At 70.6% G+C, this 24162-nt stretch carries 17 protein-coding genes and 1 tRNA gene; 9 read left to right on the forward strand and 9 right to left on the reverse strand.

Annotation, left to right across the window (positions count from 1 at the left end):
- Positions 1-41: 41 nt before the first annotated feature.
- Positions 42-1820: a beta-N-acetylhexosaminidase gene (locus B7C62_10690; protein ARF72688.1), complete on the reverse strand. Its 1779-nt coding sequence runs from the start codon at positions 1818-1820 to the stop codon at positions 42-44.
- Positions 1821-1892: 72 nt separating this feature from the next.
- On the opposite strand from B7C62_10690, the gene B7C62_10695 reads away from it, so the two are divergent.
- The 3 genes from B7C62_10695 to B7C62_10705 all read left to right on the forward strand — a co-directional run bounded on the left by B7C62_10695 (position 1893) and on the right by B7C62_10705 (position 5079).
- Positions 1893-2774 carry a Tat pathway signal sequence domain protein gene (locus B7C62_10695; GenBank protein ARF72689.1) on the forward strand — a complete coding sequence of 294 codons (882 nt, stop codon included), beginning with the start codon at positions 1893-1895 and terminating at the stop codon, positions 2772-2774.
- Positions 2775-2893: 119 nt separating this feature from the next.
- Positions 2894-3169 (forward strand): hypothetical protein, encoded by a 276-nt coding sequence (locus B7C62_10700; protein ID ARF72690.1) that lies wholly within the window; start codon positions 2894-2896, stop codon positions 3167-3169.
- An 80-nt stretch (positions 3170-3249) separates the two neighbouring features.
- Complete coding sequence (locus tag B7C62_10705) at positions 3250-5079, forward strand: glutamine--fructose-6-phosphate transaminase (isomerizing) (GenBank protein ARF72691.1); 1830 nt, start codon at positions 3250-3252, stop codon at positions 5077-5079.
- A gap of 125 nt (positions 5080-5204) precedes the next feature.
- Here the strand turns inward: B7C62_10705 and B7C62_10710 are convergent, their stop codons facing one another.
- Positions 5205-5726, reverse strand: a complete 522-nt coding sequence (locus tag B7C62_10710; GenBank protein ARF72692.1) for a universal stress protein UspA — start codon at positions 5724-5726, stop codon at positions 5205-5207.
- A 1030-nt stretch (positions 5727-6756) separates the two neighbouring features.
- On the opposite strand from B7C62_10710, the gene B7C62_10715 reads away from it, so the two are divergent.
- The 3 genes from B7C62_10715 (at position 6757) to B7C62_10725 (ending at position 8780) form a co-directional block, all read left to right on the forward strand.
- Positions 6757-7971, forward strand: coding sequence for an AraC family transcriptional regulator (locus B7C62_10715; GenBank protein ARF72693.1), 1215 nt, complete (start codon positions 6757-6759; stop codon positions 7969-7971).
- Positions 7972-7981: 10 nt separating this feature from the next.
- Positions 7982-8587, forward strand: coding sequence for an oligoribonuclease (locus tag B7C62_10720; GenBank protein ARF72694.1), 606 nt, complete (start codon positions 7982-7984; stop codon positions 8585-8587).
- A 120-nt stretch (positions 8588-8707) separates the two neighbouring features.
- Positions 8708-8780: transfer RNA gene (locus B7C62_10725), tRNA-His, on the forward strand.
- 77 nt (positions 8781-8857) lie between these two features.
- On the opposite strand, the gene B7C62_10730 is transcribed toward B7C62_10725, so the two are convergent.
- The 7 genes from B7C62_10730 to B7C62_10760 form a co-directional block, all read right to left on the reverse strand.
- Positions 8858-9448: a chitin-binding protein gene (locus tag B7C62_10730; protein ID ARF72695.1), complete on the reverse strand. Its 591-nt coding sequence runs from the start codon at positions 9446-9448 to the stop codon at positions 8858-8860.
- A 282-nt stretch (positions 9449-9730) separates the two neighbouring features.
- On the reverse strand, positions 9731-11833 hold the full coding sequence (locus tag B7C62_10735) for a stress response protein TerZ (GenBank protein ID ARF72696.1): 2103 nt from the start codon (positions 11831-11833) through the stop codon (positions 9731-9733).
- 139 nt (positions 11834-11972) lie between these two features.
- The gene (locus tag B7C62_10740; protein ID ARF72697.1) at positions 11973-13007 is read right to left on the reverse strand and encodes a LacI family transcriptional regulator; all 1035 of its coding nucleotides are present in this window, start codon (positions 13005-13007) and stop codon (positions 11973-11975) included.
- A gap of 179 nt (positions 13008-13186) precedes the next feature.
- Complete coding sequence (locus B7C62_10745) at positions 13187-14644, reverse strand: beta-glucosidase (GenBank protein ID ARF72698.1); 1458 nt, start codon at positions 14642-14644, stop codon at positions 13187-13189.
- A gap of 101 nt (positions 14645-14745) precedes the next feature.
- The gene (locus tag B7C62_10750; GenBank protein ID ARF72699.1) at positions 14746-15666 is read right to left on the reverse strand and encodes a sugar ABC transporter permease; all 921 of its coding nucleotides are present in this window, start codon (positions 15664-15666) and stop codon (positions 14746-14748) included.
- Entirely contained in the window at positions 15663-16685 is a 1023-nt protein-coding gene (locus B7C62_10755) for an ABC transporter permease (protein ARF72700.1), read from the reverse strand. The genes B7C62_10750 and B7C62_10755 overlap by 4 nt, the downstream gene beginning before the upstream one ends.
- Positions 16686-16955: 270 nt before the next feature.
- A complete protein-coding gene (locus B7C62_10760; protein ID ARF72701.1) occupies positions 16956-18281 on the reverse strand; it encodes a sugar-binding protein in 1326 nt (441 codons plus the stop codon).
- Between the two features lie 391 nt (positions 18282-18672).
- On the opposite strand from B7C62_10760, the gene B7C62_10765 reads away from it, so the two are divergent.
- The 3 genes from B7C62_10765 to B7C62_10775 are packed head-to-tail and all read left to right on the forward strand — an operon-like array spanning position 18673 to position 23730.
- Positions 18673-20349, forward strand: coding sequence for an aspartate-alanine antiporter (locus B7C62_10765; GenBank protein ARF72702.1), 1677 nt, complete (start codon positions 18673-18675; stop codon positions 20347-20349).
- Between the two features lies 1 nt (position 20350).
- Positions 20351-22054: an aspartate-alanine antiporter gene (locus B7C62_10770; GenBank protein ID ARF72703.1), complete on the forward strand. Its 1704-nt coding sequence runs from the start codon at positions 20351-20353 to the stop codon at positions 22052-22054.
- Positions 22055-22077: 23 nt separating this feature from the next.
- Entirely contained in the window at positions 22078-23730 is a 1653-nt protein-coding gene (locus B7C62_10775; protein ARF72704.1) for an aspartate 4-decarboxylase, read from the forward strand.
- The last annotated feature ends 432 nt before the right edge of the window (positions 23731-24162 follow it).

Genomic DNA, 24162 nt, shown 5'->3' on the forward strand with positions numbered 1-24162 from the left:
GCGCCCGGGGACGGTCCCCCGGGCGCTCACCCCTGTCACCATCAGCTCCAGGGCACCTGCGGGGAGCGGTGGAAGCCGATACCCAGCGCGGTCAGCCGGGGCCCCTGGGCGGCGAGCCGCTCCTTGTACGTCTCCCAGTCGCGGGCCTCCTCCGGTGACCAGCCGATCTCGGCGGCGCTCAACAGCCGCGGGAAAGCCATCTGTTCGAGCTCCGCGCGCGTGGCCAGCGTCTCGGTCCAGAGCGGCGCCTCGACCCCGAGGACGGCGTCCTGCGGGAGCCCCTCCAGATACGCCGCCGGGTCCCAGTCGTACGAGCGCTCCACCTCCACCAGACCGGCCCAGCGCAGGCCCAGCTCGGTCTCCTCGGTGTACTTCATGTCCAGGTAGATCCGGTCGGCCGGGGAGAGCACCACCTTGGCCCCGTTCCTGGCCGCGTCCACCACCTGCTGCCGCTCGGTGGGGCCCGTGCGGTCGAACCCCCAGTACTGCACCACCGCGCCTTCCACCGGCTCCGCGCGGGTCAGCTCGTGCCAGGCCATCACCGTCTTCCCGTGCCTGCCCACGATCGCCTGGGCCCTCGCCATGAAGAGCGCGTAGTCCTCGTCGCTGGTGGCGTCCGCCTCGTCGCCCCCGATGTGGAGGTACGGCCCCGGGGTCAGCTCCGCCACCTCGCGCAGCACGTCGTCCACGAAGTCGTACGTCACCGGCTTGTCCACGCAGAGCGAGCTGAAGCCGACCTCGATGCCGGTGTGGAGCGGCGGGGCGGTGCCGTCGCAGTTCAGCTCGGGGTAGGAGGCGAGGGCAGCGTTGGTGTGGCCGGGCAGGCCGATCTCCGGGACGACCTCCAGGAAGCGGGCGGAGGCGTAGCGGACGATCTCGCGGTACTGGTCCTTGGTGTAGTACCCGCCGGGGCCGCCCCCGACCTCGGTGGAGCCGCCGTATGCGGCGAGCCGGGGCCAGGAGTCGATGGCGATGCGCCAGCCCTGGTCGTCGGAGAGGTGCAGATGCAGCTTGTTGATCTTGTAGAGGGCGAGCCGGTCGATGTACCGCTTCACCTCCGCGACCGGGAAGAAGTGGCGCGAGACGTCCAGCATCGCGCCCCGGTAGCCGTAGCGCGGCGCGTCCGTGATCGTGCCGCCCGCCACCTTCCAGGGCCCCTCCTGGCGGCTCTGCGCCTCCACCCGGTCCGGGAGGAGCTGGCGCAGGGTCTGGACGCCGTGGAAGAGCCCCGCCGGGGCGCGGGCGGTGATGGTGAGCGCGGCAGGTGTGGAGTGCAGCCGGTACCCCTCCTCGCCCAGGCTCCGGTCCCGGGAGCCCAGCTCCAGCCGGATGCCGCCGGGGCCCGGCCGGTCGGTGACGGGCAGCGCGTAGCCGGTGGCGGGGCGCAGGAGCTCCGCCAGGTACGTTCCGATCCGCCGCACCTCGTCGGAGGCGGAGGCAGAGGCCGAGCCGGTGCCGGAGCCTGGTCCCGCGCCGGTGCCGGAACCTGGTCCTCCGGTCACCCTGATCGGGGTCGTGGAGGTGATGGCGTACGGGGAACCGCCCGGCACCACCTCGGCGGGGACGGGCACGAGCTGCCCCAGGGGCCGGGGCGCGGCGGCTTCCGTCCCGGCCCGGGCGGGGACCGCGCCCGGAGCGGAGAGCCCGACCGCGACGACGATCAGCAGGATGCCGAGGAGCCGGGGCAGAGGGATGGGCAGGGGCAGGGGTCCGCGCCGGGGCGTACGCCGTTCCCCCGGGGTCGTCCGTCGCTGTCGCACAAGCCTGTCCTTTCCGGCGGGTCCTCCCTGTGGGGCTCCGGGCAGTCGAACGCCGACCATCCGTTTCGCGGGGCCGCGTACGGGTCGAGGACCCGCCCCGCCCCCCTGCGCCCGGCTGGCAGAATCGCAGGTATGGCAGAAATCATCCAGCGTGACGGAACGTGGACGTTCGACGGGGACACGGTACGCATCGTGCCGGGGGGCAAGGCGCATCCGGTCCGGCTGGCGCTGGGTGAACTGTCCGTCCCCGTACAGGCTTTGGCGGGCATCGCGTTCGAGCCGGACCGCAAGGGGGGCCGGCTGCGGCTCCGACTGCGCGGTGGCGCCTGCCCGGTGCTCCAGGCTGCCGACGGCCGCCTCAAGGACGGCTCCGACCCGTACGTCCTGACCGTGGAGAAGAGCCGTACGGGGGTCGCGGAGTACTTCGTCGACGAGGTCCGCAACGCGCTGCTGATCGAACAGGTCCCCGAGGGTCCGGTGGACCGCTTCCTGCTGCCGGGACCCTCGCTGCCGGTCTCCGGCGGGGGCGGCGACGGCACCGCGTCCTTCGACGGCGAGACGGTCCGGCTCACCTGGAACTGGAAGGCCGAGGAGTCCAAGACCGCGAGCGGACCGGCGACCCTGCCGCTGGCGCGGATCGCGGGGGTGCGGTGGCTGCCCTCGATCGGCCTGGAGAACGGCTACCTGCGGTTCGAGCCGGTCGACGCACCGGTCTCGGCCCCGCCGAAGTACGACCCGTACTCCCTGGAGCTGTGGGGGCTCTCCAAGAAGGAGTACACGGCGGTCGCGGTTGCGGCGGCGGTGCTGGCCCGGCTGCCCCAGGCCCGCGCGGCGGTGGAGCCGCCCGCCGGACGTCCGGCCCTCACCAAGGAGCCCGCGCCCGCCGCTCCGGCCGCCGACGATCACGACGCGCTGCTGCGGCGGCTGCGGGAGCTGGGCGAGCTGCACCGGGCCGGGGTCCTCACCGACGAGGAGTTCAGCACGGCGAAGCAGGCGGTCCTGAGCCGTATGTGAGCCGGGCCACCCGTCCGTACACCCCGCATGCGACCGATTCGAGCAGCTTTCCTGGCCCTCCCTGCCCGATATCGGGCAGATTTCTTGCGTAAGGGCGCGCCGACCCGCAATATCGACGGGTGCTTGAACGCCGCTCGTCGCACGACGACCTCATCGACCATCTCGTACGCTCCACCGCGCTCCAGCGCGGCGAGGCGGCCCGGGTGGTCCTCGACGTGCTGGCGTACTTCGACGAGAGCACCGACGACTTCGTCCGGCGCCGCCACCGCGAACTGCAGTCCGGCGGCCTGGTCAACACGGAGATCTTCGAGCGGATCGCGGCCGAGCTGCCGCACCGCGCCGTGGCGCCGCCGGAGCTCTCGCTCCGCCAGCTGCGCCGCATCGTCTACGGCTGAGCGGGCCGGGGCGCCCATGTGCGGGGCGCCGGACGCAGGCAGGTACGGAATGTGTACGTCGATGGAGGGGCAGAGAATCCATGTGCGGGATCGTCGGATATATCGGGAAGCGTGACGTCGCACCGCTGCTGCTGGAGGGGCTGCAGCGGCTGGAGTACCGGGGGTACGACTCCGCGGGCATCGTGATCACCGGGAAGGCCGCGGCGGGCAGGCCGGGCACGCTGAAGATGGTCAAGGCCAAGGGCCGGGTCCGGGAGCTGGAGGCCAGGGTCCCCAAGCGGTTCGCCGGTACCACCGGTATCGCGCACACCCGCTGGGCCACCCACGGCGCCCCGAGCGACGAGAACGCCCACCCGCACCTGGACGCGGAGAACAAGGTCGCCGTCGTCCACAACGGGATCATCGACAACGCCTCCGAGCTGCGCGACAGGCTCACCGCCGACGGCGTCGTCTTCCTCTCCGAGACCGACACCGAGGTGCTGACCCACCTGATCGCCCGCGCCCAGGCCGACACCCTGGAGGAGAAGGTCCGCGAGGCGCTGCGCTCGGTCGAGGGCACGTACGGCATCGCCGTCCTGCACGCCGACTTCAACGACCGCATCGTGGTCGCCCGCAACGGCTCCCCGGTCGTCCTCGGCATCGGCGAGAAGGAGATGTTCGTCGCCTCCGACGTCGCCGCCCTGGTCACCCACACCCGCCAGGTCGTCACGCTGGACGACGGCGAGATGGCCACCCTGAAGGCCGACGACTTCCGTACGTACACGACGGAGGGCTCGACCACGACGGCCACGCCGACCACCGTGGAGTGGGAGGCCGAGTCGTACGACATGGGCGGCCACGACACGTACATGCACAAGGAGATCTCCGAGCAGGCCGACGCGGTGGACCGGGTGCTGCGCGGCCGGATCGACGACCGGTTCTCCACCGTGCACCTGGGCGGCCTCAACCTGGACGCCCGGGAGGCGCGCGGGGTGCGCCGGATCAAGATCCTCGGCTGCGGCACCTCGTACCACGCGGGCCAGATCGGCGCCCAGCTGATCGAGGAGCTCGCCCGTATCCCCGCCGATGCCGAGCCGGCCTCCGAGTTCCGCTACCGCAACCCGGTCGTGGACCCCGACACCCTGTACGTGGCGGTCTCCCAGTCGGGCGAGACGTACGACGTGCTGGCCGCCGTCCAGGAGCTGAAGCGCAAGGGCGCCCGCGTCCTCGGCGTGGTCAACGTGGTCGGCTCCGCCATCGCCCGGGAGGCCGACGGCGGTACGTACGTCCACGCGGGCCCGGAGGTCTGCGTGGTCTCCACCAAGTGCTTCACCAACACCGTGGTCGCCTTCGCGCTGCTCGCCCTGCACCTGGGCCGCATCCGGGACCTCTCGGTCGCCGACGGCAAGCGGATCATCGACGGGCTGCGCCGGCTGCCGGAGCAGATCAGCGAGATCCTGGCGGGCGAGGACGAGATCAAGCGGCTCGCGGCGGAGTACGCGGACGCCAAGTCGATGATGTTCATCGGCCGGGTGCGCGGCTACCCGGTGGCCCGTGAGGCGTCGCTGAAGCTCAAGGAGGTCTCGTACATCCACGCCGAGGCGTACCCCGCCTCCGAGCTGAAGCACGGCCCGCTGGCGCTCATCGAGCCCGCGATGCCGACGGTGGCGATCGTGCCGGACGACGAGCTGCTGGAGAAGAACCGGGCCGCGATGGAGGAGATCAAGGCGCGCAGCGGCCGCATCCTCGCCGTGGCGCACCAGGTCCAGGAGAAGGCCGACCACACCATCGTCGTACCGAAGAACGAGAACGAGCTGGACCCGATCCTGATGGGCATCCCGCTCCAGCTCTTCGCGTACCACACGGCCCTCGCGATGGGCCGGGACATCGACAAGCCGCGGAACCTGGCGAAGTCGGTCACGGTCGAGTAGTCGGCGTTACGTGAGTGAGTTGGGCCCCGGACTGTCGCGATGACGGTACGGGGCCCAACTCGTCGCTTCGCGGGGCCTTCTGGCCGACCGTCAGGAGCTGTTCAGGGGGTTCAGGGGCAGGTGGTTCAGGGGATCACGACGACGGGGCGCTGGGCGCGGCGGGCGAGGCGGCCCGCGACCGAGCCGAAGATGCGGCCGACGATGCCGTGGGTGGAGCCGACGACGATGGCGTCGGCGGAATACTCGCGGCCGACCTCCTCCAGCTCGTGGCAGATGTCGCCGCCGCGCTCCACCAGCACCCAGGGCACCTCGGAGAGGTAGTCCGCGCAGGCCAGCTCCAGGCCGAGGACCTCGGTGCGGTGGTCGGGGACATCGACGAAGACGGGGGGCTCGCAGCCCGCCCAGACCGTCGTGGGGAGCCGGTTGGCGACATGGACGATGATCAGGCCCGAGCCCGACCTGCCGGCCATGCCGATCGCGTAGGCGAGGGCCCGCTCGCTGGAGGTGGAGCCGTCGAAACCGACCACGACTCCGTGCCGGAAGGCGGGATCGCACGCATGGCGCGCTTCTTCGACCGCCTGCGGCTCCGACCAGGGGTCGGCGACCTGCTTGCGGTCTGCGGGTTCAGGGATTTCGTGACCGGCCATCGGTGTCTCGGCGAAGAGAGTCCTCGTGAGGAGGGAGCGGTTTCGAGAGGTGCGTCAGCAGAGGTGCGTCAGTACATCGGTGCATGGGCCACTCGGTGCATCGGCCAGGGATGCGTCGGGCGGGTGGTGAGCTCTGTCCGGGAATCATCTTCCCAACCCCATACCCACCAGGATACGACGCCACTCCCCCATCGCCCAGACCCCCGCAAAAGCACGCGTGACGCTGGATGGAGCATGCCCGAGGCGGTCCGGGATGGCAATGCCGGATGTGTCGTACACGGGCCTCGGCCGGGCCGGGCGGGGGTGATCGCCCTGTTTTCCACGGCACCCGGCGGCGGTGCGCCCCTCCGGGCGGACGCATCCGGTCGCATCCGGCAGGCGGTCCCCGTTGGCCACGCCGTCGCCGGACCGTCACCCCGGTGGGCGATGCTGCGACGGCCCCGCCGCGACACCCGACCGCAGGGGCGGTTCTCCGGATCGCGGTCCGCACCGGTCGGTAATCGGAACACCCCCTCCCCGGTGGCCGGCCGTGCGCCGACGGACCCCTGCCTCCCGCTCCGGCGGCCCGAACCCGCCATGCGCCGGGGCCGACCGGGAGAGCGCACGGGCGCAGCCGCCAAACGGCAGTTGTGCGCCCGGCGTGACTGGAACCAGCACACACAACCGGCGATTTTCAGCCAACTTCGCATCCCGGTCGGACCCTTCGCGGAATGGCCGGACAACCCACCTCCCGCCAGGCAGGAAGAGACCGGGCGGTACGCTTTCACCCGACGCGGACGGGCCACGTTGGCGAAGAGCACTTCCCTGTGCGCTTCACGGGTGAAACGCTTCGTGATCGAACGCTTCACGCCACGTTTCCTTATCGACATAACGCCGGTGGGGGAAGGTGTCACGGCAGGACCACGGGACGCAGTAGATTCGATCTTGAAAATCGGGGACTGGGGAAACGTGCGAAACCGAGGGGAAACGTGCAGGAGCGGCAGGCCCGTAAGGACCAGGGAGACGCGAACACCGAGGGGGGCTTAGCGTCATGAGCCAGGACTCCGCCACCGCGACGGAGGCCGCACGCAAGCTGACCGGGCGGCGACGCCGGGAAGTCGTTGCCGTGCTGCTCTTCAGCGGCGGCCCTATCTTCGAGAGCTCCATCCCGCTCTCCGTTTTCGGAATCGACCGGCAGGACGCGGGAGTTCCCCGCTACCGCCTGCTGGTCTGTGGTGGTGAGGACGGACCACTCCGCACCACCGGCGGGCTCGAACTGACCACGCCGTACGGCCTGGAGGCGATCAGCAGGGCAGGCACCGTGGTGGTGCCCGCCTGGCGGTCGATCACCTCGCCGCCGCCGGCCGAGGCACTGGACGCGCTGCGGCGCGCCCATGAGGAGGGTGCCCGCATCGTCGGCCTGTGCACGGGAGCCTTCGTGCTCGCGGCGGCGGGCCTGCTGGACGGCCGCCCCGCCACCACGCACTGGATGTACGCGCCGACGCTGGCCAAGCGCTATCCGTCGGTGCACGTCGATCCGCGCGAACTCTTCGTGGACGACGGCGATGTGCTCACCTCCGCCGGTACGGCCGCCGGCATCGATCTCTGCCTCCATATAGTCCGCACCGACCACGGCACCGAGGCGGCGGGCGCGCTCGCCCGCAGGCTCGTCGTACCGCCGCGGCGCAGTGGCGGACAGGAGCGCTACCTGGACAGGTCTTTACCGGAAGAGATCGGCTCCGACCCGCTCGCCGAGGTCGTGGCCTGGGCGCTGGAGCATCTGCACGAGCAGTTCGACGTGGAGACGCTCGCGGCGCGCGCCTACATGAGCAGGCGGACCTTCGACCGCAGGTTCCGCTCGCTCACGGGGAGCGCACCGCTCCAGTGGCTGATCACCCAGCGGGTGCTTCAGGCACAGCGGCTGCTGGAGACCTCCGACTACTCGGTCGACGAGGTCGCCGGACGCTGCGGCTTCCGCTCACCGGTCGCGCTGCGCGGGCACTTCCGCCGCCAGCTCGGCTCCTCCCCCGCCGCGTACCGGGCCGCCTACCGGGCCCGCCGTCCGCAGGGGGTGGCGGAGAGCGCCGCGACGGTGCTGGAGACGGTCGTGCCCAGCCAGGGCTCGCCGTCCGGCCGCAGGGGTGCGCCGGTGCCCGCCGCGCCGGTCCCGGTGGCGGCGGGAGGCTCCGCGGAGCCGTTCCCGCCGGGTCCTGACGCGTACGTTCCGGGGCGCCCGGCCCTGCCGGGACAGCGGAGCGCCCCGTAGGGTGGGGCGTATGAACGACCGCATGGTGTGGATCGACTGCGAGATGACCGGGCTCTCGTTGGCGGACGACGCACTCATCGAGGTGGCCGCCCTGGTCACCGACTCGGAGCTGAACGTGCTCGGCGAAGGGGTGGACATCGTGATCCGCCCGCCGGACGCGGCCCTGGAGACCATGCCCGAGGTGGTGCGGCAGATGCACACCACCTCGGGTCTCCTCGACGAGCTGGCCGGGGGCACCACCCTGGCCGACGCCGAGGAGCAGGTCCTGGCGTACGTACGCGAGCACGTGAAGGAGCCGGGGAAGGCCCCGCTCTGCGGAAACTCGGTCTCCACCGACCGCGGCTTCCTGGCGCGGGACATGCGGGAGCTGGAGGGCTACCTCCACTACCGGATCGTGGACGTGTCCTCGGTCAAGGAGCTGGCCCGCCGCTGGTACCCGCGGGCGTATTTCAACAGCCCCGACAAGAGCGGCAACCACCGGGCGCTGGCGGACATCCGTGAATCCATCGCGGAGCTGCGCTACTACCGGGAAGCGGTCTTCGTCCCGCAGCCCGGCCCGGACTCGGAGCGTGCCAAGGAGATCGCGGCACGCCATGTGGTCCCGGCCACACCGTAGAAACCTGCTGGTCACGGGCGTGCGAGCGCCCGTGACCCGGTCCCGGGAAACGGGGGCGCGAGCACCCTCCCGGACCCTGTACACTTTTTCTCGGCCGGTCGGAAACGACCGGACGACATGGTGGGTATAGCTCAGCTGGCAGAGCACCTGGTTGTGGTCCAGGATGTCGCGGGTTCAAGTCCCGTTACTCACCCTGAGGGAAGGGCCCCGGTCTGCGGACCGGGGCCCTTCTTCATGCCCTGGTGGCTCCTCCTGCCCTGGTGGCGGGGCTCAGAACGTGACGTCGGAGCAGGCGTAGAAGGCGTTGCCCGTGTTCGAGATGGTCCAGACGCCGAGGATCAGGTGCTTGCCGGACTTCTGCGGCAGGACACCCGCGTGGCTGACGGTCGAATCCGGGAGCCGCCCGCCGAACGGCACGGTGAGGAAGGGCTGCGGCTCCAGGTCGCCGCGCGCGAGCGGCTTCCTCGGGTCGTAGCCGTCCTTGGTGACGTAGTACCGGAAGTCGGTCGTGGCGTGCCGTACGGTGATCCGCCACCGGAATGTGTGGCTCTGCCCGGCCCGCACGGCGGAGGCGGGCCAGGCACCGCCACGCGGGTCGTCCAGCTCGGCGAACCGCTGGTTGCCTCCGGAGCAGATCAGCCCGTCACGGGGCCCTCCGGCCGGGAACCCCTTGGGCCCTTCGACGCTCTGCGGCTCCCACTGGATCTGCCCGCAGTTGCGGACGGTCCCGTTGCCGCAGAGCTGCTGCCGGCTGACGGGCGAATCGGCGTAACCGTGCCCCTGCGCGCTGCCGGAGGTGGCCAGCAGGGAGACCCCGGCGACGCCGAGGCCGAGGAGTAAGGCGGTGATCTTTCTGCGCATGTGGTGCTCCTGGGGTGAGGGGGGTGGAGCTTGCGGTCAGATGGATCGGGTGGGGCAGGTGGATCGGATGGTTCGGGTGGTGCGGGTGGCTGGACCGGGCGGCGGCTCACCGCTCCTGGTCTAGACCAAGGCGGAGATTAGTACTCCATCATGGTCATGTCCATACCAATGGGAGGGGGAACGGCACGCTTCCGACCCTCGGGGCCACACGATGTGCAGAACGCGTAGGTCGGCCCCGGTCCGAAGACCGGGGCCGACCTACTCGTTGCCTGTGGCCCGCCGTCAGCCGACCGGCTCCTCACTGCGGGAGCGGCGGGGCGCGGGCGCCTGCACCTGGGCGACAACCTGGGCGTGGAAGCGGTCCACCGCCTGGTCGACGCTGCGAATGAAGCCGGTCTCGGCGCTTCCGCGGCCATTGCCCATGCCCTTGAACAGGGAGAGGCGGAAGCCGGTGATCTGCGCCCCGTCCTTCGGCACGATGTCAGCGGGCTCCGGGCGCAGGCGCTCCAGTGTGCCGCGCGGGCCGGGACTCTGGCCGTCGACGAGCGTTTCGATGTGCAGATCGGCAGGGGCCTCGGCGAGCCGCCGGATCAGCCGCTTGACCCGGCTGAGGGGGTAGCCCGGTTCGGCGGCGGGGATCTCGATCGACGTACGGAGCTTGGCGGTGCGCAGGTCGGCGGTGATGGCCAGGACTCCCGGCGTGCCCTCGATCCGGATCTCCGCGTTCAGCCGCCCCTGCTCGCAGAGGTGGTCGGCCAACTCGGTGCGGCGGACGCGCGGGTCGGAGCCGCGCCGAGTGCGCTGGACCGGCAGCACCTTCTGTCCCAGCTCGCCGCCCAGCCGCAGGCAGACCTGCCGGACCAGGCGTTCCCAGTTCTCGATGACCTCCAGGGCCCGGGCGTCTCCCTGGCACAGGGTCTCGTCGTCGATCCCCCGGCGCACCGGGACCCAGGCCGCCCCCATGTTCTGGAAGCCGTGACAGCCGGAGTTCTCGTGCTGAAGGTAGGCGAGAAGCTCCTGGAGCAGCCAGGCATGCGCGGCGTTGCCCACCCCCTCGTGGCGGATCAGCATCTGCGCCTGGTGCACGACCTCCGCCCAGGACAGGTGCCACAGGGCCACTTTGTGCTTGCGCCGGCCGTCGATCCGTACGTCGACGAGCGGGCTGCCTTCGAGCGCGACGTCGTTGGACAGGGTGATCACGGCCTCGTAGCCCCGGCGGGCGGCGATGTCCATGTACGCCTGCACCTGGTCGGGCTTCAGCGCGTTGCCGTTGGTCTTCGTCTCGACGAGGGCGGTCCACAGCTTGCCCGCCCGCTCGACCCGGACGACTCCGTCCGGGCGCCGGGGCGATTCCCCGTGCGGCAAGGTCACCTCGGTGAACGTTTCCATACGGCCGGCCGGCGCGCCGAATCCGGCGGTGAGACGGCGGCCGAACTCCGGCACCTGGGCCATCACGGACAGGACGACGGAGGTGGCCCGCGTCTCGCGCTCCCGGTCGCTCTTGAGCGCCGACACGGGGAACAGCCGGGCCGACCGCCACGATTCGTTGTCGGCGAGGCTCTTCCTGGTCGTACGGGGAAGGGTCACCTTCTTCTTCGCCGTACGCGGACGGCGTGCGGGTTTGGGCGCAGCTGACTGCTCCGGGGCCGGGGGCACGGGCCCGGGGGTGTCGTCCACGCGGGGGCCGGTGGCCTGGGCGGGGACCCGCGATACGGGGGACTCCTCCACCGGCTCCTCCGGCCGCGGCGGCTCGGGCGCGGGCCGGTCGGGCTGCGGCCGCCCGTCCTCGGCAAGGTCCGCCGGCTCCGGGGCGTCCTCCTCCGTGTCGTCGATGTCGACGCCGTAGTCGGTCGCCAGCCCGGCGAGCCCCGATGCGTAACCCTGGCCCACGGCCCGGAACTTCCACTCCCCCGAGCGCCGGTACAGCTCGCCGAAGATCACCGCGCTGACCTCGTCCGCCCCGTCGACGGCGAACCGGACCAGGCCGTCGCCCGTACTGTCCGCGAGAGTCAGGCGGAGGTCGTCCAGCTCGCCGAAGCGCGATCCGCCGTAGCGGCTGGCAGCAACGACCACCTTGTCGATCTCCTGCGGCACGGCATCCAGATCGAAGCTGATCCGGTCCTCGCTGCCGTCGGCCGTCGGGGTCTTGCCGAGCAGCTGCACGCTCCCGTTGCCCGCCACGGGGTTGTTGTAGAAGCAGAAGTCGCCGTCGCTGCGGACCTTGCCGTCACCGTCGAGCAGGAGGACGGAGACGTCCGCGTCGCCCTCGCCCGTAGCGCTGCTCCAGCCCAGGCCCACCACCACCGAGCCGACGTTGTCGCTCAGCGCCGTGAGACCGACGTTGGCGCCCTTGACCATCTCGTGCACGAGGCCCCCCAGATGCACCGCCGCACGGAACGCACCCGGGCAGCTCGCTGCGTGACGTGTGTGGTGCGTCACACAATCGCCGTACCTCGCGAACAGTAGTCGCCAGAGCACGGGCGCGTGAAGAACTCGTGAAATCCGGAGGCTCGGCCCCCGGATTTCACGACGACTCCCGCACCACCAGCTCCGTAGGCAGCACCACCGTCGGCCGCTCCTCCCCCGCGCGCCCCGCGATCTCCTCCAGGAGGAGCTGGGTCATGCGGCGGCCCATCTCCTCGATGGGCTGGCGGACGCTGGTGAGGGGTGGGTGCATGTGGCGGGCGACCACCGAGTCGTCGAAGCCGATCAGGGCCACGTCCTCGGGGATGCGGCGGTCCGCCTCGCGGAGGACCTGGCGGGCGCCCGCCGCCATGACGTCGGAGGCCGCGAAGACCGCGTCCAGGTCGGGGCGGCGGGAGAGGAGTTCGCGCATCGCCCGGGCGCCGCCCTCCTCGGTGAAGTCGGCGGGGGCGATGAGGCGTTCGTCCGGGGGCAGGCCCGCGGCGGCGAGGGCGGCGCGGTAGCCGTCCAGGCGGCGCTGGGCACCGTAGACCTCCAGGCGGCCGGTGATCGTGGCGACCTGGCGGCGGCCCCTGGAGATCAGGTGGTCCACGGCGGCCCGCGCGCCCCCGAAGTTGTCCGAGTCGACCGAGGCCAGCGGTTCGGCCGCGTGCCGGGCGCCGCTGATCACACAGGGCATGCCGAGCTGTTCCAGCAGCTCCGGCAGCGGGTCGTCCGCGTGGACCGCGACCAGGAGGACCCCGTCGACCCGGTGCGCGGTCAGGTACTGGGCCAGCCTGCGGCGCTCCCGGTCGTTGCCCGCGAGGGTGAGGAGGAGCTGCATGTCGGTGTCGGCGAGCGCCGCGCCCACGCCCCGTACTATCGCGGAGAAGTACGGCTCCGCGAAGAAACGGGTCTCCGGCTCCGGCACCACGAGCGCGATGGCGTCGGTGCGGTTGCCCGCGAGGGCGCGGGCGGCGCGGTTGGGGACGTAGCCCAGTTCGGCAACGGCCGCCTCGACCGCCTCGCGGGTTGCTTCGCTGACCCGGGGCGAGCCGTTGATGACGCGGGAGGCGGTGCCCCGGCCGACTCCGGCGCGGGCCGCGACCTCTTCGAGCGTGGGCCGCCCGCCGTTCCGTACTCGCGCTGCCGCCATGGCTGCCTCCCCGTTCCCGGTCAATTTCTCACAGCCGTACAGTCAATCCAAGTCCTGGATCGATCACCCCGACGAGCGTACGGACAGTGTATTGGGAGCGCTCCCAGCAGCAGATGAAGGCAGCGGATGAAGCTGCGGGCCCCGGTATGCCGCTACCGGGGCCCGCAGCTCTCACCACGTCACGCCTCCGGCGGCAGGCCGTGCCGTGCGATCACCTCGCTGTACCAGTACGCGCTGGCCTTGGGCGTACGGCGCTGGGTCGCGTAGTCCACGTGGACCGCGCCGAACCGCTTCGCATAGCCGTACCCCCACTCGAAGTTGTCCATCAGCGACCAGAGGAAGTACCCGCGTACGTCCGCTCCGTCCGCCACCGCCCGCTGTACGGCGGCCAGATGGCCGTGCAGGTACGCGATCCGCTCCGGGTCGTGCACCTGGCCGTCCGCGTCCGGGACGTCCTCGAAGGCCGCCCCGTTCTCGGTGACCATCAGCGGCAGGCCCGGGTTCTCGCGGGAGACGTCCATGAGGAGGGCGTACAGGCCGTTCGGGTCGACCGACCAGTTCATCGCCGTACGCGGCTTGCCCTCGGCGAGATGGAAGGCGACGTGCTCCGAGCCGGGCCACGGGGAGTGGTCGCTGCTGCCGTGGCCGTCGTTGCGGGTGTCCCCGGCGCCGTCGGCGGGCGTGGAGACGATCGTGGGCGTGTAGTAGTTGACGCCCAGGACGTCGATCGGGTGCGCGATCGACGCCAGGTCGCCCTCGTGGACCAGCGCGGACCAGTTCACCAGGCGGTCCGAGTCGGCCAGGAGGTCTTCCGGGTACGCGCCCTTCAGCATCGGACCCGTGAAGATCCGGTTGCCCACCGCGTCGATCCGGCGCGCCGCGTCCGCGTCCGCCGCACCGCCGGTCAGCGGGCGCACCTGGTGGAGGTTGAGGGTGACCGAAGTCCGCGCGGCGGCGGGGAGGTTGGCACGCAGCGCCTCGGTCGCCCGGCCGTGGGCCAGGTTGAGGTGGTGGGCGGCCCGCAGCGCGGCGGCCGGTTCGGTGCGGCCGGGGGCGTGGACCCCGGAGCCGTAACCGAGGAAGGCCGAGCACCAGGGCTCGTTCAGCGTGGTCCACATCCCGACCCGGTCGCCGAGCGCGCGGGCCATGATGGCCGCGTAGTCCGCGAACCGTTCCGCCGTCGCGCGCTCCGGCCAGCCGCCCGCGTCCTCCAACTCCTGGGGCAGGTCCCAGTGGTAGAGCGTGGCGACGGGCTCGATGCCCGCCGCCAGGAGCTCATCGACGAGCGAGCGGTAGAAGTCCAGGCCGCGTTCGACGGCGGGGCCCCGGCCGGTGGGCTGGACGCGGGACCAGGAGACGGAGAAGCGGTACGCCTTGAGGCCGAGCCGCTTCATCAGGGCCACGTCGTCCCGGTAGCGGTGGAAGTGGTCGGCGGCCACGTCTCCGGTGTCGCCGTTCAGGACCTTGCCGGGGGTGTGGCTGAACGTGTCCCAGATGGAGGGCGTGCGGCCGTTCTCGGTCGCCGCCCCTTCCACCTGGTACGCGGCCGTCGCGGCGCCCCAGATGAAGCCCGTCGGGAAGGGGGCGGGGGCCGGGGCCGCCTGCTGCGGGGCTGTGTCGGGTCGTACTGCTGTCATGTGGGAGCGCTCCCAAGGAGGGTGGTGGAAGGGGGTGGTGGAAGGGGTGGGGTGAAGAGGGGAGGTAGGGCGCGGTCTTGTCGGCCGCGCCGCCCGTCGTGTCAGCCCTTGACCGCGCCCGACATGATCCCGCCCACGATCTTCTTGCCGAAGACCACGAAGACCACCAGCAGCGGCAGCGTGCTGATCAGCGCGCCCGCCATGACGATGGACTGGTCGGGGGTGTACGAGGCGCTGAGCTGGCCGAGGGCCACCTGCAGGGTCGGGTTCTGCTGGTTGAGGGCGAGGTAGGGCCAGAAGAAGTCGTTCCACGCCTGGACGAAGGTGAGCATCCCGAGCACCATCATCGCGGGGCGGGCCACCGGCAGCACCACGCTCACGACGATGCGGAAGTTGTTCGCCCCGTCGATCTTGGCCGCCTCGATGAGCTCGTACGGCAGCGCCTCGATCAGGTACTGGCGCATGAAGAACACGCCGAACGCGCTCACCAGCGTCGGGAAGATCACCGATTCGAGCTGCCCGCCCCAGCCGAGGCCGGACATCATCATGAAGAGCGGGACCACGCTGAGCTGCGGCGGGATCGTGAGCGTGGCGATGACGGCGGTCATCAGCCAGCCCCGGCCCCGGAAGCGCATCTTGGCGAACGCGTACCCGGCGAGCGTGCAGAAGAAGAGCGTCGCGGCCGTGATGGAGGACGAGACGATGACGCTGTTGACGATCGCCTTGCCGAGGTTGGCCTGTTCCCAGGCGGTGGCCACGTTCTCCAGCAGTCGGCCGCCCGGCAGGAACGGCGGTGTGGAGGCGAGGACTTCGTCCTGGGTGCGGGAGGCCGCCACCAGGGTCCAGTACAGCGGCAGCAGCGAGCCGAACCCGACGACGGCGAGCGTGAGATAGGCGAACGGGCCGCCCTTCATCTGCTGGCCCGCGCCCATCCTGAAGCGGCTCGGGCGGGTGGGCCCCGTGTTCTTCGGAGTCGGTGCGCGCTTCACGGGGGCGGTGGGGGTGGGGCTGGTCAGGGTCATCGGGTCGCTCCCCTTCGGACCGCGGAGTCGGACGTGCGGACAGCGCGGCCGATGAGCCAGTTGACGGCCGCGATCAGAAGCAGGAGCGCGAGCATCGCCCAGGCCACGGCCGCCGCCGGACCGAGGTGTCCGAGGTTCCAGCCGTAGTTGTAGAGATAGATGCTGAGCGTCTCGTACTGGTTCTCGTTGCCGCCGGTGGCGCCGAGCGTGCCGCCCTCCAGCAGAAGTGGCTCGCCGAACAGCTGCATGGACCCGATGGTCGAGATGACGATCGTGAACAGGATCGTGGGCCGCAGCGAGGGGATGGTCACCTTGAGGAACTGCTGCCAGCGCGACGCGCCGTCCAACGAGGCTGCCTCATAGAGGTCGTTGGGGACCGCCTGCATGGCCGCCAGGTAGATCAGCGCGTTGTAGCCGGTCCACCGCCAGATCACGATGACGGAGATCGCGAGCTTCGAAGTCCAGTGACCGTTGGCCCAGTTGACCGGGTCGAAGCCGACGAGGCCGAGTGTCCAGTTCAGCAGCCCGCCGTCCGCCCGGAAGACCAGCGCGAAGACGAGGGCGGCGGAGGCGACGGAGGTCGCGTACGGCGTGAGGATGATCGTGCGCCAGAACGTGCTGGCGCGCAGGCGGTAGTTGAGGAGGTGGGCGATGCCGAGCGCCATCAGGAGCTGCGGGACGGTCGAGATGACACCGATCAGGAAGGTGTTGCTGACCGAGGTCCAGAACTCCGGGTCGTGCAGGATCTTGTCGAAGTTCTCCCAGCCCACCCACTCCATGGAGTCCAGGCCGGTCATCGAGACCCGGTGCAGCGCGATCCAGCCGGTGTAGAGGAGCGGGTAGAGGCCGAAGGCCCCGAAGACGAGGAAGAACGGCGCGATGTACGCGTACGGGGACGCCTTGTCGTCGAACCGCCACAGCCGACTGCGCCACAACTGCCTTCGCTCGGAGGGTTTTTCCTTCTGCGGTCGGCGGGGCGGGGGTACGTACGCGTCCCGGGTGGGGGTCGTGGTTGCCACGGGCGGGGAGTCCTTCCCTGGAGGCGCCGACGGGCGGCCGGGGCGGCTGGTTCATGGAGTGGGCGGAGCGGGCGGGCTGGGCCGGGCTGGTCTGGGCTGGGCTGGGCTGGGCTGGGGACGGTGGCGGACCAGCGGGCGGAGGTGGCGGTGGCGGTGGCGGCCACGGTGGACCAGCGGGTGGTGGCGGCGGGGCGGTGGCGGTGGACCGGCGGGGTGGGCGGGCGTGGCAGGGGTCGCCCGTCCGCCCCGCCGGTCCGGGGCCGCGTCGGCTCAGCCGATCGCCTTGTCCACCGTCCGGACCGCCGCGTCCCACGCCGCGTCCGGCTCCGTACCGCGCTGCTCCATGTTGTTGATCTGCGTCGAGATCGAGTCCTTGATCACGCCGTCCTTCGGGCCGAGCACCGCCTCGGGGATGGACTTCGCCCCGTCCGCGTAGATCTGGCCGATGGGGGCGTCGTTGAAGTACGGGAGGGTGGCGCTCTTCACGTCCGGCAGCTCGTAGGCGCCCTGGTTGGAGGGGAAGACCCCGATCGCCTTGAAGACGGCGGCCTGCTGCTCGGGCGCGGTCAGCCACTTGACGAGCTTGGCGGCCTCCTCGACGTTCTTGCCGGACTTGGGTACGGCGAGGAAGGAGCCGCCCCAGTTGGCGGCGGTGGCGCCGGGGGCGCTGGTGATGTCCCACTTGCCCTTGTTGGCGTCACCGGCGTACGTGGAGATCTGACCGGCCATCCAGGCGGGGCAGACCACGGTGGCGACGGTGCTCTTGCGCAGGGCCGCCTGCCACTGGTCCTCGAACTGGGCCAGGCCCTGCGTCAGCTTCTTGGACGCGGCCTCGGCGGCGAGGTCCCAGCCCTTCTGGACGCTCGCGCTCTCCTTGTAGACCGGCTTGCCGCTCGCGTCGTAGTACTGCTCGGGGCTGGAGCTGACGACCGCGTTGAACATGGCGCTCGCGGAGTCCATGAAGTACGTGCCCGCGGGCGCCTTCTTCTTGTACTCCTCGCCCAGTGCGAGGTAGTCCTCCCAGCCGCCCGCCGTCCGCTTCGCGACCTCCGCGCGGTCGGTGGGCAGGCCGGCCTTCTCGAACAGCTCACGGTTGTAACAGAGGGACATGGGGCCGATGTCCGTGCCCGCGCCGATCACCGCGCCGCTGGGGGCGGTGGCCTGCTTGGCCTTCCAGGACACCCACTCGTTGACGTCGATCACCTTGGAGAGGTCGGCGAAGGAGTCCGCCTTGGTGTCGGCGATCTCCTTGATCCGGCCGACCTCGATGCCGTGGACGTCGGCGAGGCCACTGCCCGAGTTCAGCTGCTGGAGCAGCTTGGGGTAGTAGTTCTTCTCCTCGGCGGTGGTGTCCTCCTTGACCGTGATCTTCGGGTTGAGCTCGTGGTACTTCTCGAAGAGCCCGGCCTCCTTGTACCCGAACTGGCCGAAGTCGGCCACGGTCAGCGTGATGTTGCCGTCGGCGTCGGCGCCCTTGCTGCCGGAGTCGGACGAGCCGCCGCAGCCGGTGAGCAACAGGGCGGTGACCGTCAGGCCGGTGGTGGCCACGATCGCGGTTCTCCGGCGCCGGCCGGCGCCACTGCGGGTGATGCGCATTCCACTGCTCCTTGCTGTGAGGAAGTACTGCGGGAAGAGCTGTGAGGAAGTCCTGTGGGAAGACGGGGAGAGCGCGCGGGATCGCCTCCCCCGCGTTCATGGGAGCGCTCCCATGCGCCGATGCCGGAAGGTTCCTGCCTCAAGGGGGTGGGTGTCAAGAGTTGAAGACGATTCCGTTGCCGAGGGATGTCCGGCGCGTCACACGGGGGTCCGCGCCCGGACCGGCCGTCGAGAGGTGAACGGGCACCCCGGAGCCGAGCGGGCGCCGGACGAGGAGCCGGGCGAGGTGCCGGGCGAGGTGCCGGGCGAGGTGCCGGGCGGAAGCACTCCTGTTAATTTCGCCCTTATGTCACTGATGTCACCTATGAACGAATTTGGTGAGTGAGGCGGGATGGGCGTTCTGCGCGACCATCCCGAACTGACCCTCTTCCTCTGCCTCGCCGCCGGCTACCTCATCGGCAAGCTCCGCGTCGGCCCGATCACGCTCGGCGGCATCTGCGGCACGCTCATCGTGTCGCTGCTGCTCGGCACCCAGCACATCAGCGTCAACGACGACGTCAAGACCGTCTTCTTCGCGCTGTTCATCTTCTCGCTCGGCTACATGGCCGGGCCGCAGTTCTTCTCCAACCTCAACCGCAAGAGCCTGCGCTTCTTCGCGCTCTGCCTGATCGAAGTGGTCTGCGTCCTCGGGATCGCCTACGGGCTCGCCAAGGCGTTCGACCTGGACGTGGGCACGGCGGCCGGCATCCTGGCGGGGGCGGCCACCGAGTCCGCCGTCGTCGGTACGGCCACCGAGGCGATCGGCAAGCTCAGTGACCTGAGCGCCGAGCAGATCTCCCAGTACCAGGGGCATGTGGCGACCGCCTACACGGTCTGCTACCTGTTCGGCCTCATCACGATCGTCCTCTTCACCAGCCAGGTCATGCCGATGCTGCTCCGCATCAACCTGGCCGACGCCTCGCGCGAGCTGTGGGAGAAGATGCGCGGCGGCCAGGCCGGTCTGGAGTCCGACGAGCGCGAGGCGCAGCCCGGCACGGTCGGCCGCACCTATCTGGTGACGCTGGCCGACGGCCGTACGGTCGGGGATCTGGAGAGCTCGCTCGGCGGGCACATCACGGTCGAGGGGGTCAAACGCGGCAGCAAGCTGCTGACGCCCTCCCCGGAGCTGGAGCTGACGCTCAGCGACCTGGTCCAGATCGTCGGCCGGCGCTCGGCGATCATCGAGGCGGGGCGGGAGATCGGGCCGGAGACCCCGGCCGTGCCGGGGCTCGACGCCCCGCTCGCGACCCGCCAGGTCGCCGTCACCGAGAAGGCCACGCACGGCTCGACCATCGACCGGCTGGAGAAGAACCACCCGGAGTTCCGCGCGGACGGCGTCTACATCACCGATGTCCTCCGCAACGACCAGCACCTCCCCGCCAGCGGCGAGACCGTCCTCCAGCGGGGTGACGTCCTCACCCTGGTCGGCGCCCGGGGCGGGCTGAACAAGCTGGTCGAGAAGATCGGCGCGGTGGTCAAGAACGACTCCACCGACTTCATCTACATCGGTTTCGGCATCGTCGCGGGCTCCCTGCTCGGCCAGATCGTGGTCAAGCTCGGGGATGTGCCGATGTCGCTCGGCACGGGCGGCGGCTGCCTCATCTCCGGTCTGCTCTTCGGCTGGTTCCGCTCCCGCAGGCAGACCTTCGGCGCCTTCCCGCCGCAGGCCGCGAGCACGCTCAAGGACATGGGCCTGGCCGTCTTCATCGCCTGTACGGGACTGGCGGCGGGGCCCCAGGCCTGGCCGCTGCTCAAGGAGTACGGGGCGCTGCTGCCGTTCGCGGGCATCGCCATGGTGCTGGTTCCGGCGACGATCTCCCTGGTCGTCGGGCGCAAGCTGCTGAAGATCGAGAAGCCGCTGCTGATCGGGGCCATCGCCGGACAGCAGTGCTCGACCCCGGCGATCACCTCCATCACCCAGGTGGCCCAGAGCTCCGTACCGCTGCTCGGCTACACGATCACGTACACGCTCTCCAACTTCCTGCTGCCGCTGACCGGCCCCGTCCTCGTCGGCGTCCTGGGGGCCTGAGGTGATCGACTTCCTCAACCGGAACATCTTCCAGCCCCACCCCGAACTGCTCGTCTTCCTCGTCATCGCGCTCGGCTTCCTGCTGGGCAAGGTCCGCTACCGGACGATCGCCCTGGGCGCGGTGACGGGGTGTCTGGTGGCGGGGCTGGTGCTGGGCGCCCAGTTCAAGATCGACATCGACGACACGGTGAAGAACCTGTTCTTCATCATGTTCCTGTTCGCCCTGGGCTACCGGGTCGGCCCGCAGTTCTTCCGGGGGCTGAAGAAGGACGGCCTGCCCCAGGTCGCCAACGCCGTCGTGGTCTGTGTGACCGGGCTGCTGGTCTCCTGGCTCTTCGCGAGCCTGCTCGGTTACGGCCCCGGGCTCGGCGCCGGACTGATGAGCGGGGCCCTCACCCAGTCGGCCGCGATCGGGGTCGCCCAGGACGCCATCGGTACGCTGCCGGGGCTCTCGGCCGACGAGGCGAAGACCCAGCAGAACCTGGTGGCCGTCGGGTACGCGGTGACGTACCCGCTCGGCACCATCCTGTGCGCGATGCTCCTGGCCAACGTGCTGCCCAAGCTGTACCGCAGGGACCTGGCCAAGGAGAGCGCCGACCTCGCGGCCGAGCTGGACGCGCCGGACGAGAGCCCGGATGAAGGCGCCGGTTACTACGAGGTGGTGCTGCGCGCGTACCGCGTGGACCGCCCCGACCTGGTGGGCCGCTCGGTGGCCGACTTCGAGGAGCAGCAGAAGGAGCTGGGCCGCCGTGTCTACCTCACCGGCGTCCGCCGCGACGGGACGGTCCTGGAGCACGACCAGTCCCGTACGCTCCGGCTCGGCGACACCGTCGCGGTGAGCGCCGTCCGGGGCGACCTGGTCGACTTCGACCCCCGTACACACGTCGGCGCCGAGGCCGATGACGTGGAACTGCTCGGCTACCGCACCGAGACGCTGCACGTCGTCGTCTCCCAGAAGGCGTGCATCGGACGGACGGTCGGGGAGCTGCGCCGGGAGCCGTTCATGGTGGGCGTCTACATCGACAAGCTGTACCGGGCGGGCGCCGCGTTCCCCTACCGGCTCTCCACTCCCCTGGAGCGGGGCGACACCGTGATCCTCACCGGCCCGCAGCGGCTGGTCGGCCCTGCGGCACGGGCGCTCGGCAAGCCGGTGCCGACGAGCTTCGCCACCGACATGGTCTGGGTGGGGCTCGGCATCTTCCTCGGCGGCTGTATCGGCATCCCCGCGCTGACGGCGGGCGGGGTGCCGATCTCGCTCTCCACCTCGGGCGGCGGGCTGATCATGGGCCTGGTCTTCGGGTACATCCGCGGCAAGTATCCGACGTACGGGAACGTGCCGCCGGGCGCCCAGTGGTTCATGGACACCCTCGGCCTCTGCCTCTTCGTCGCCGTCGTCGGTATCAACGCCGGGCCGAGCTTCACGAGCGGTCTCGCCACGGCCGGCTGGGGACTGCTGGTCTTCGGGGCGGTCGCCACCGTGGTGCCCCTGATCGTGGGGTTCCTGGTCGGGCACTACATCCAGAAGATCCGGTTCCCGGTCCTGATGGGCGTCCTGGCGGGCGGCCAGACCACCACGGCGGCGATCGGTGCCGTCAACGAGACCTCGAAATCCCAGATCCCCACCCTTGGTTACACGATTCCGTACGCCGTCGGCAACGTCCTGCTGACGGTGTGGGGCGCCGTGATCGTCATCCTCAACCACTGACCCCGCACGGGACGGACACCACCATGCCCAAGACCAAGCTCAGCCGGGAAGAGATCCGGTCCTACGCCCAGCTCTCCCCCTTCGAGCTGAAGGACAAGTTCATCCAAATCGCCACGGAGGCGCAGAGCGGCAAGCCCGGCCAGAAGGGGAAAACAACCCGGGCGATGCTCAACGCGGGCCGGGGCAACCCCAATTGGACCGCCACCGGCCCCCGCGAGGCGTACCACGCGCTCGGCTACTTCGCGATCGGCGAGTCCCGCCGGGTGTGGACGGCGGACAACCTCGGCGGGATGCCGGAGGAGGCGGGGTGCGCGGAACGGTTCGAGCACTTCGTCCGTACGCACCCGGAGCTGCCCGGCATCGAGCTGCTGAAGGCGAGCGTGGACCTGGCGGTGAAGCGGTTCGGCTTCGGCCGGGACGCGTTCGTCCATGAGCTGGCGGACGCCTCGATCGGGGACAACTACCCGGTGCCGGACCGGATGCTGCGCCACACCGAGGAGATCGTGCGCGGCTACCTCGCGGACGAGATGTTCGACCACCGGCCGCCCGAGGGGCAGACGCTGAGCCTGTTCGCGACCGAGGGCGGCACGGCGGCGATGTGCTACATCTTCGACTCGCTGATGAAGAACGGGATTCTGGAGAAGGGCGACCGGATCGCCCTGATGGTCCCGGTGTTCACCCCGTACCTGGAGATCCCGGAGCTGGACACGTACGGATTCGACGTGGTCCACGTCGAGGCGAACCTGTTCACCGAGACCGGGGTGCGGCAGTGGCGCTATCCGCCGGAGGAGATCGCCAAGCTGGCGGACCCGTCGGTGAAGATGGTCTGCTGCGTCAACCCGAGCAACCCGCCCTCGCTGGCGCTCTCTTCGCGGGTGAGCGAGCAGATCGCCGCCATCGTCGCCGAGCAGAACCCGAACCTGATCGTCGTGACGGACGATGTGTACGGGACGTTCGTCGAGGGCTTCCGCTCGCTCGCCGCCGACCTGCCGCGCAACACGCTGCTCGTCTACTCCTACTCCAAGCACTACGGGGCGACCGGGTGGCGGCTCGGGGTGATCGGGCTGCACGACGACAACGTCATCGACGCGATGCTGAGGGAACAGGGCCAGGAGCAGAAGGACCGGCTCAACCGGCGTTACGGTTCCCTGTCGTTGGAGCCGGAGAAGATGCGGTTCATCGACCGGATGGTGGCGGACTCGCGGCAGGTGGCGCTCAACCACACGGCGGGGCTCTCGCTGCCGCAGCAGGTGATGATGGCGCTGTTCTCGCTCTTCGACATGCTGGACGAGGGCCAGGCGTACAAGCACCGCATCCGGGCCATCGTGCGGCAGCGGCTCGAACTCCTTCTGGAGGGCGTGCACATGAAGGTCTCGGACGATCCGAAGCGGGCCGCCTACTACATCGAGCTGGACCTGCTGGCGGAGGCGGAGCGCGTCCACGGGAAGCCGTTCGCGGACTTCCTGGAGGCCAACTACGAGCCGGTGGACCCGCTGTTCCGGCTGGCCGAGCAGACGTCGGTGGTCCTGCTGAACGGGGGCGGCTTCGACGGACCGGAGTGGTCGGTCCGGGTCTCCCTGGCCAACCTGGACGACCTGGACTACCTGAAGATCGGCCACCATCTGCGGGCGATCTTCGACGAGTACGCGGAGGAGTGGAAGGGCCGGTCGGAGTAGGCCCCCGAGGGCTGGGGCCCGGCGGGCCGGAGAGCCCGGGCGGAAGGGCGCGTCCCGGCCGGAGGTGGGGTGGGGTCCGGCCGGGACGCGCGCGTGGGGGGGCTCGATGCGGTTCGGGGAGGCCCCGAGGGGCCCGGGGGGGGGTGAGCCGGGTGCCGGTTTCCCCGCCGCCACCGGGGCGACCGGTGGCGGTGGGGGCCGGCGTGGGGGTCGGTGCGGCCGTGCTGGGGGCGCGGACGCGGTGGGGATGTGGGCGGGGTGTGGACACGGACCCGGGGGTGGAGGTCGTGAGAGAACGCTAGCGGCAGCGGAACCGGCAAACGGGGCGTTATGGACCGGAGTTGATGTTCTTAGGGTGGGCTTAAGGAGGGGATGGGGGCGGGTTAATGAAGGGCCCCGGGGTGGGGTGGCGTGGGGTGAGGTGGAGTGGGG

Origin of the sequence: Kitasatospora albolonga (genome assembly GCA_002082585.1) — a bacterium.
Lineage (GTDB): Bacteria > Actinomycetota > Actinomycetes > Streptomycetales > Streptomycetaceae > Streptomyces > Streptomyces stephensoniae.

Coding starts and splice junctions, on each gene's coding strand:
- B7C62_10710 (ARF72692.1), bottom strand. CDS start 5,726: ATGGCCGGTCACGAAATCCCTGAACCCGCAGACCGCAAGCAGGTCGCC.
- B7C62_10745 (ARF72698.1), bottom strand. CDS start 14,644: ATGACAGCAGTACGACCCGACACAGCCCCGCAGCAGGCGGCCCCGGCC.
- B7C62_10715 (ARF72693.1), top strand. CDS start 6,757: ATGAGCCAGGACTCCGCCACCGCGACGGAGGCCGCACGCAAGCTGACC.
- B7C62_10695 (ARF72689.1), top strand. CDS start 1,893: ATGGCAGAAATCATCCAGCGTGACGGAACGTGGACGTTCGACGGGGAC.
- B7C62_10760 (ARF72701.1), bottom strand. CDS start 18,281: ATGCGCATCACCCGCAGTGGCGCCGGCCGGCGCCGGAGAACCGCGATC.
- B7C62_10765 (ARF72702.1), top strand. CDS start 18,673: ATGGGCGTTCTGCGCGACCATCCCGAACTGACCCTCTTCCTCTGCCTC.
- B7C62_10775 (ARF72704.1), top strand. CDS start 22,078: ATGCCCAAGACCAAGCTCAGCCGGGAAGAGATCCGGTCCTACGCCCAG.
- B7C62_10705 (ARF72691.1), top strand. CDS start 3,250: ATGTGCGGGATCGTCGGATATATCGGGAAGCGTGACGTCGCACCGCTG.
- B7C62_10690 (ARF72688.1), bottom strand. CDS start 1,820: ATGGTCGGCGTTCGACTGCCCGGAGCCCCACAGGGAGGACCCGCCGGA.
- B7C62_10740 (ARF72697.1), bottom strand. CDS start 13,007: ATGGCGGCAGCGCGAGTACGGAACGGCGGGCGGCCCACGCTCGAAGAG.
- B7C62_10720 (ARF72694.1), top strand. CDS start 7,982: ATGAACGACCGCATGGTGTGGATCGACTGCGAGATGACCGGGCTCTCG.
- B7C62_10750 (ARF72699.1), bottom strand. CDS start 15,666: ATGACCCTGACCAGCCCCACCCCCACCGCCCCCGTGAAGCGCGCACCG.
- B7C62_10730 (ARF72695.1), bottom strand. CDS start 9,448: ATGCGCAGAAAGATCACCGCCTTACTCCTCGGCCTCGGCGTCGCCGGG.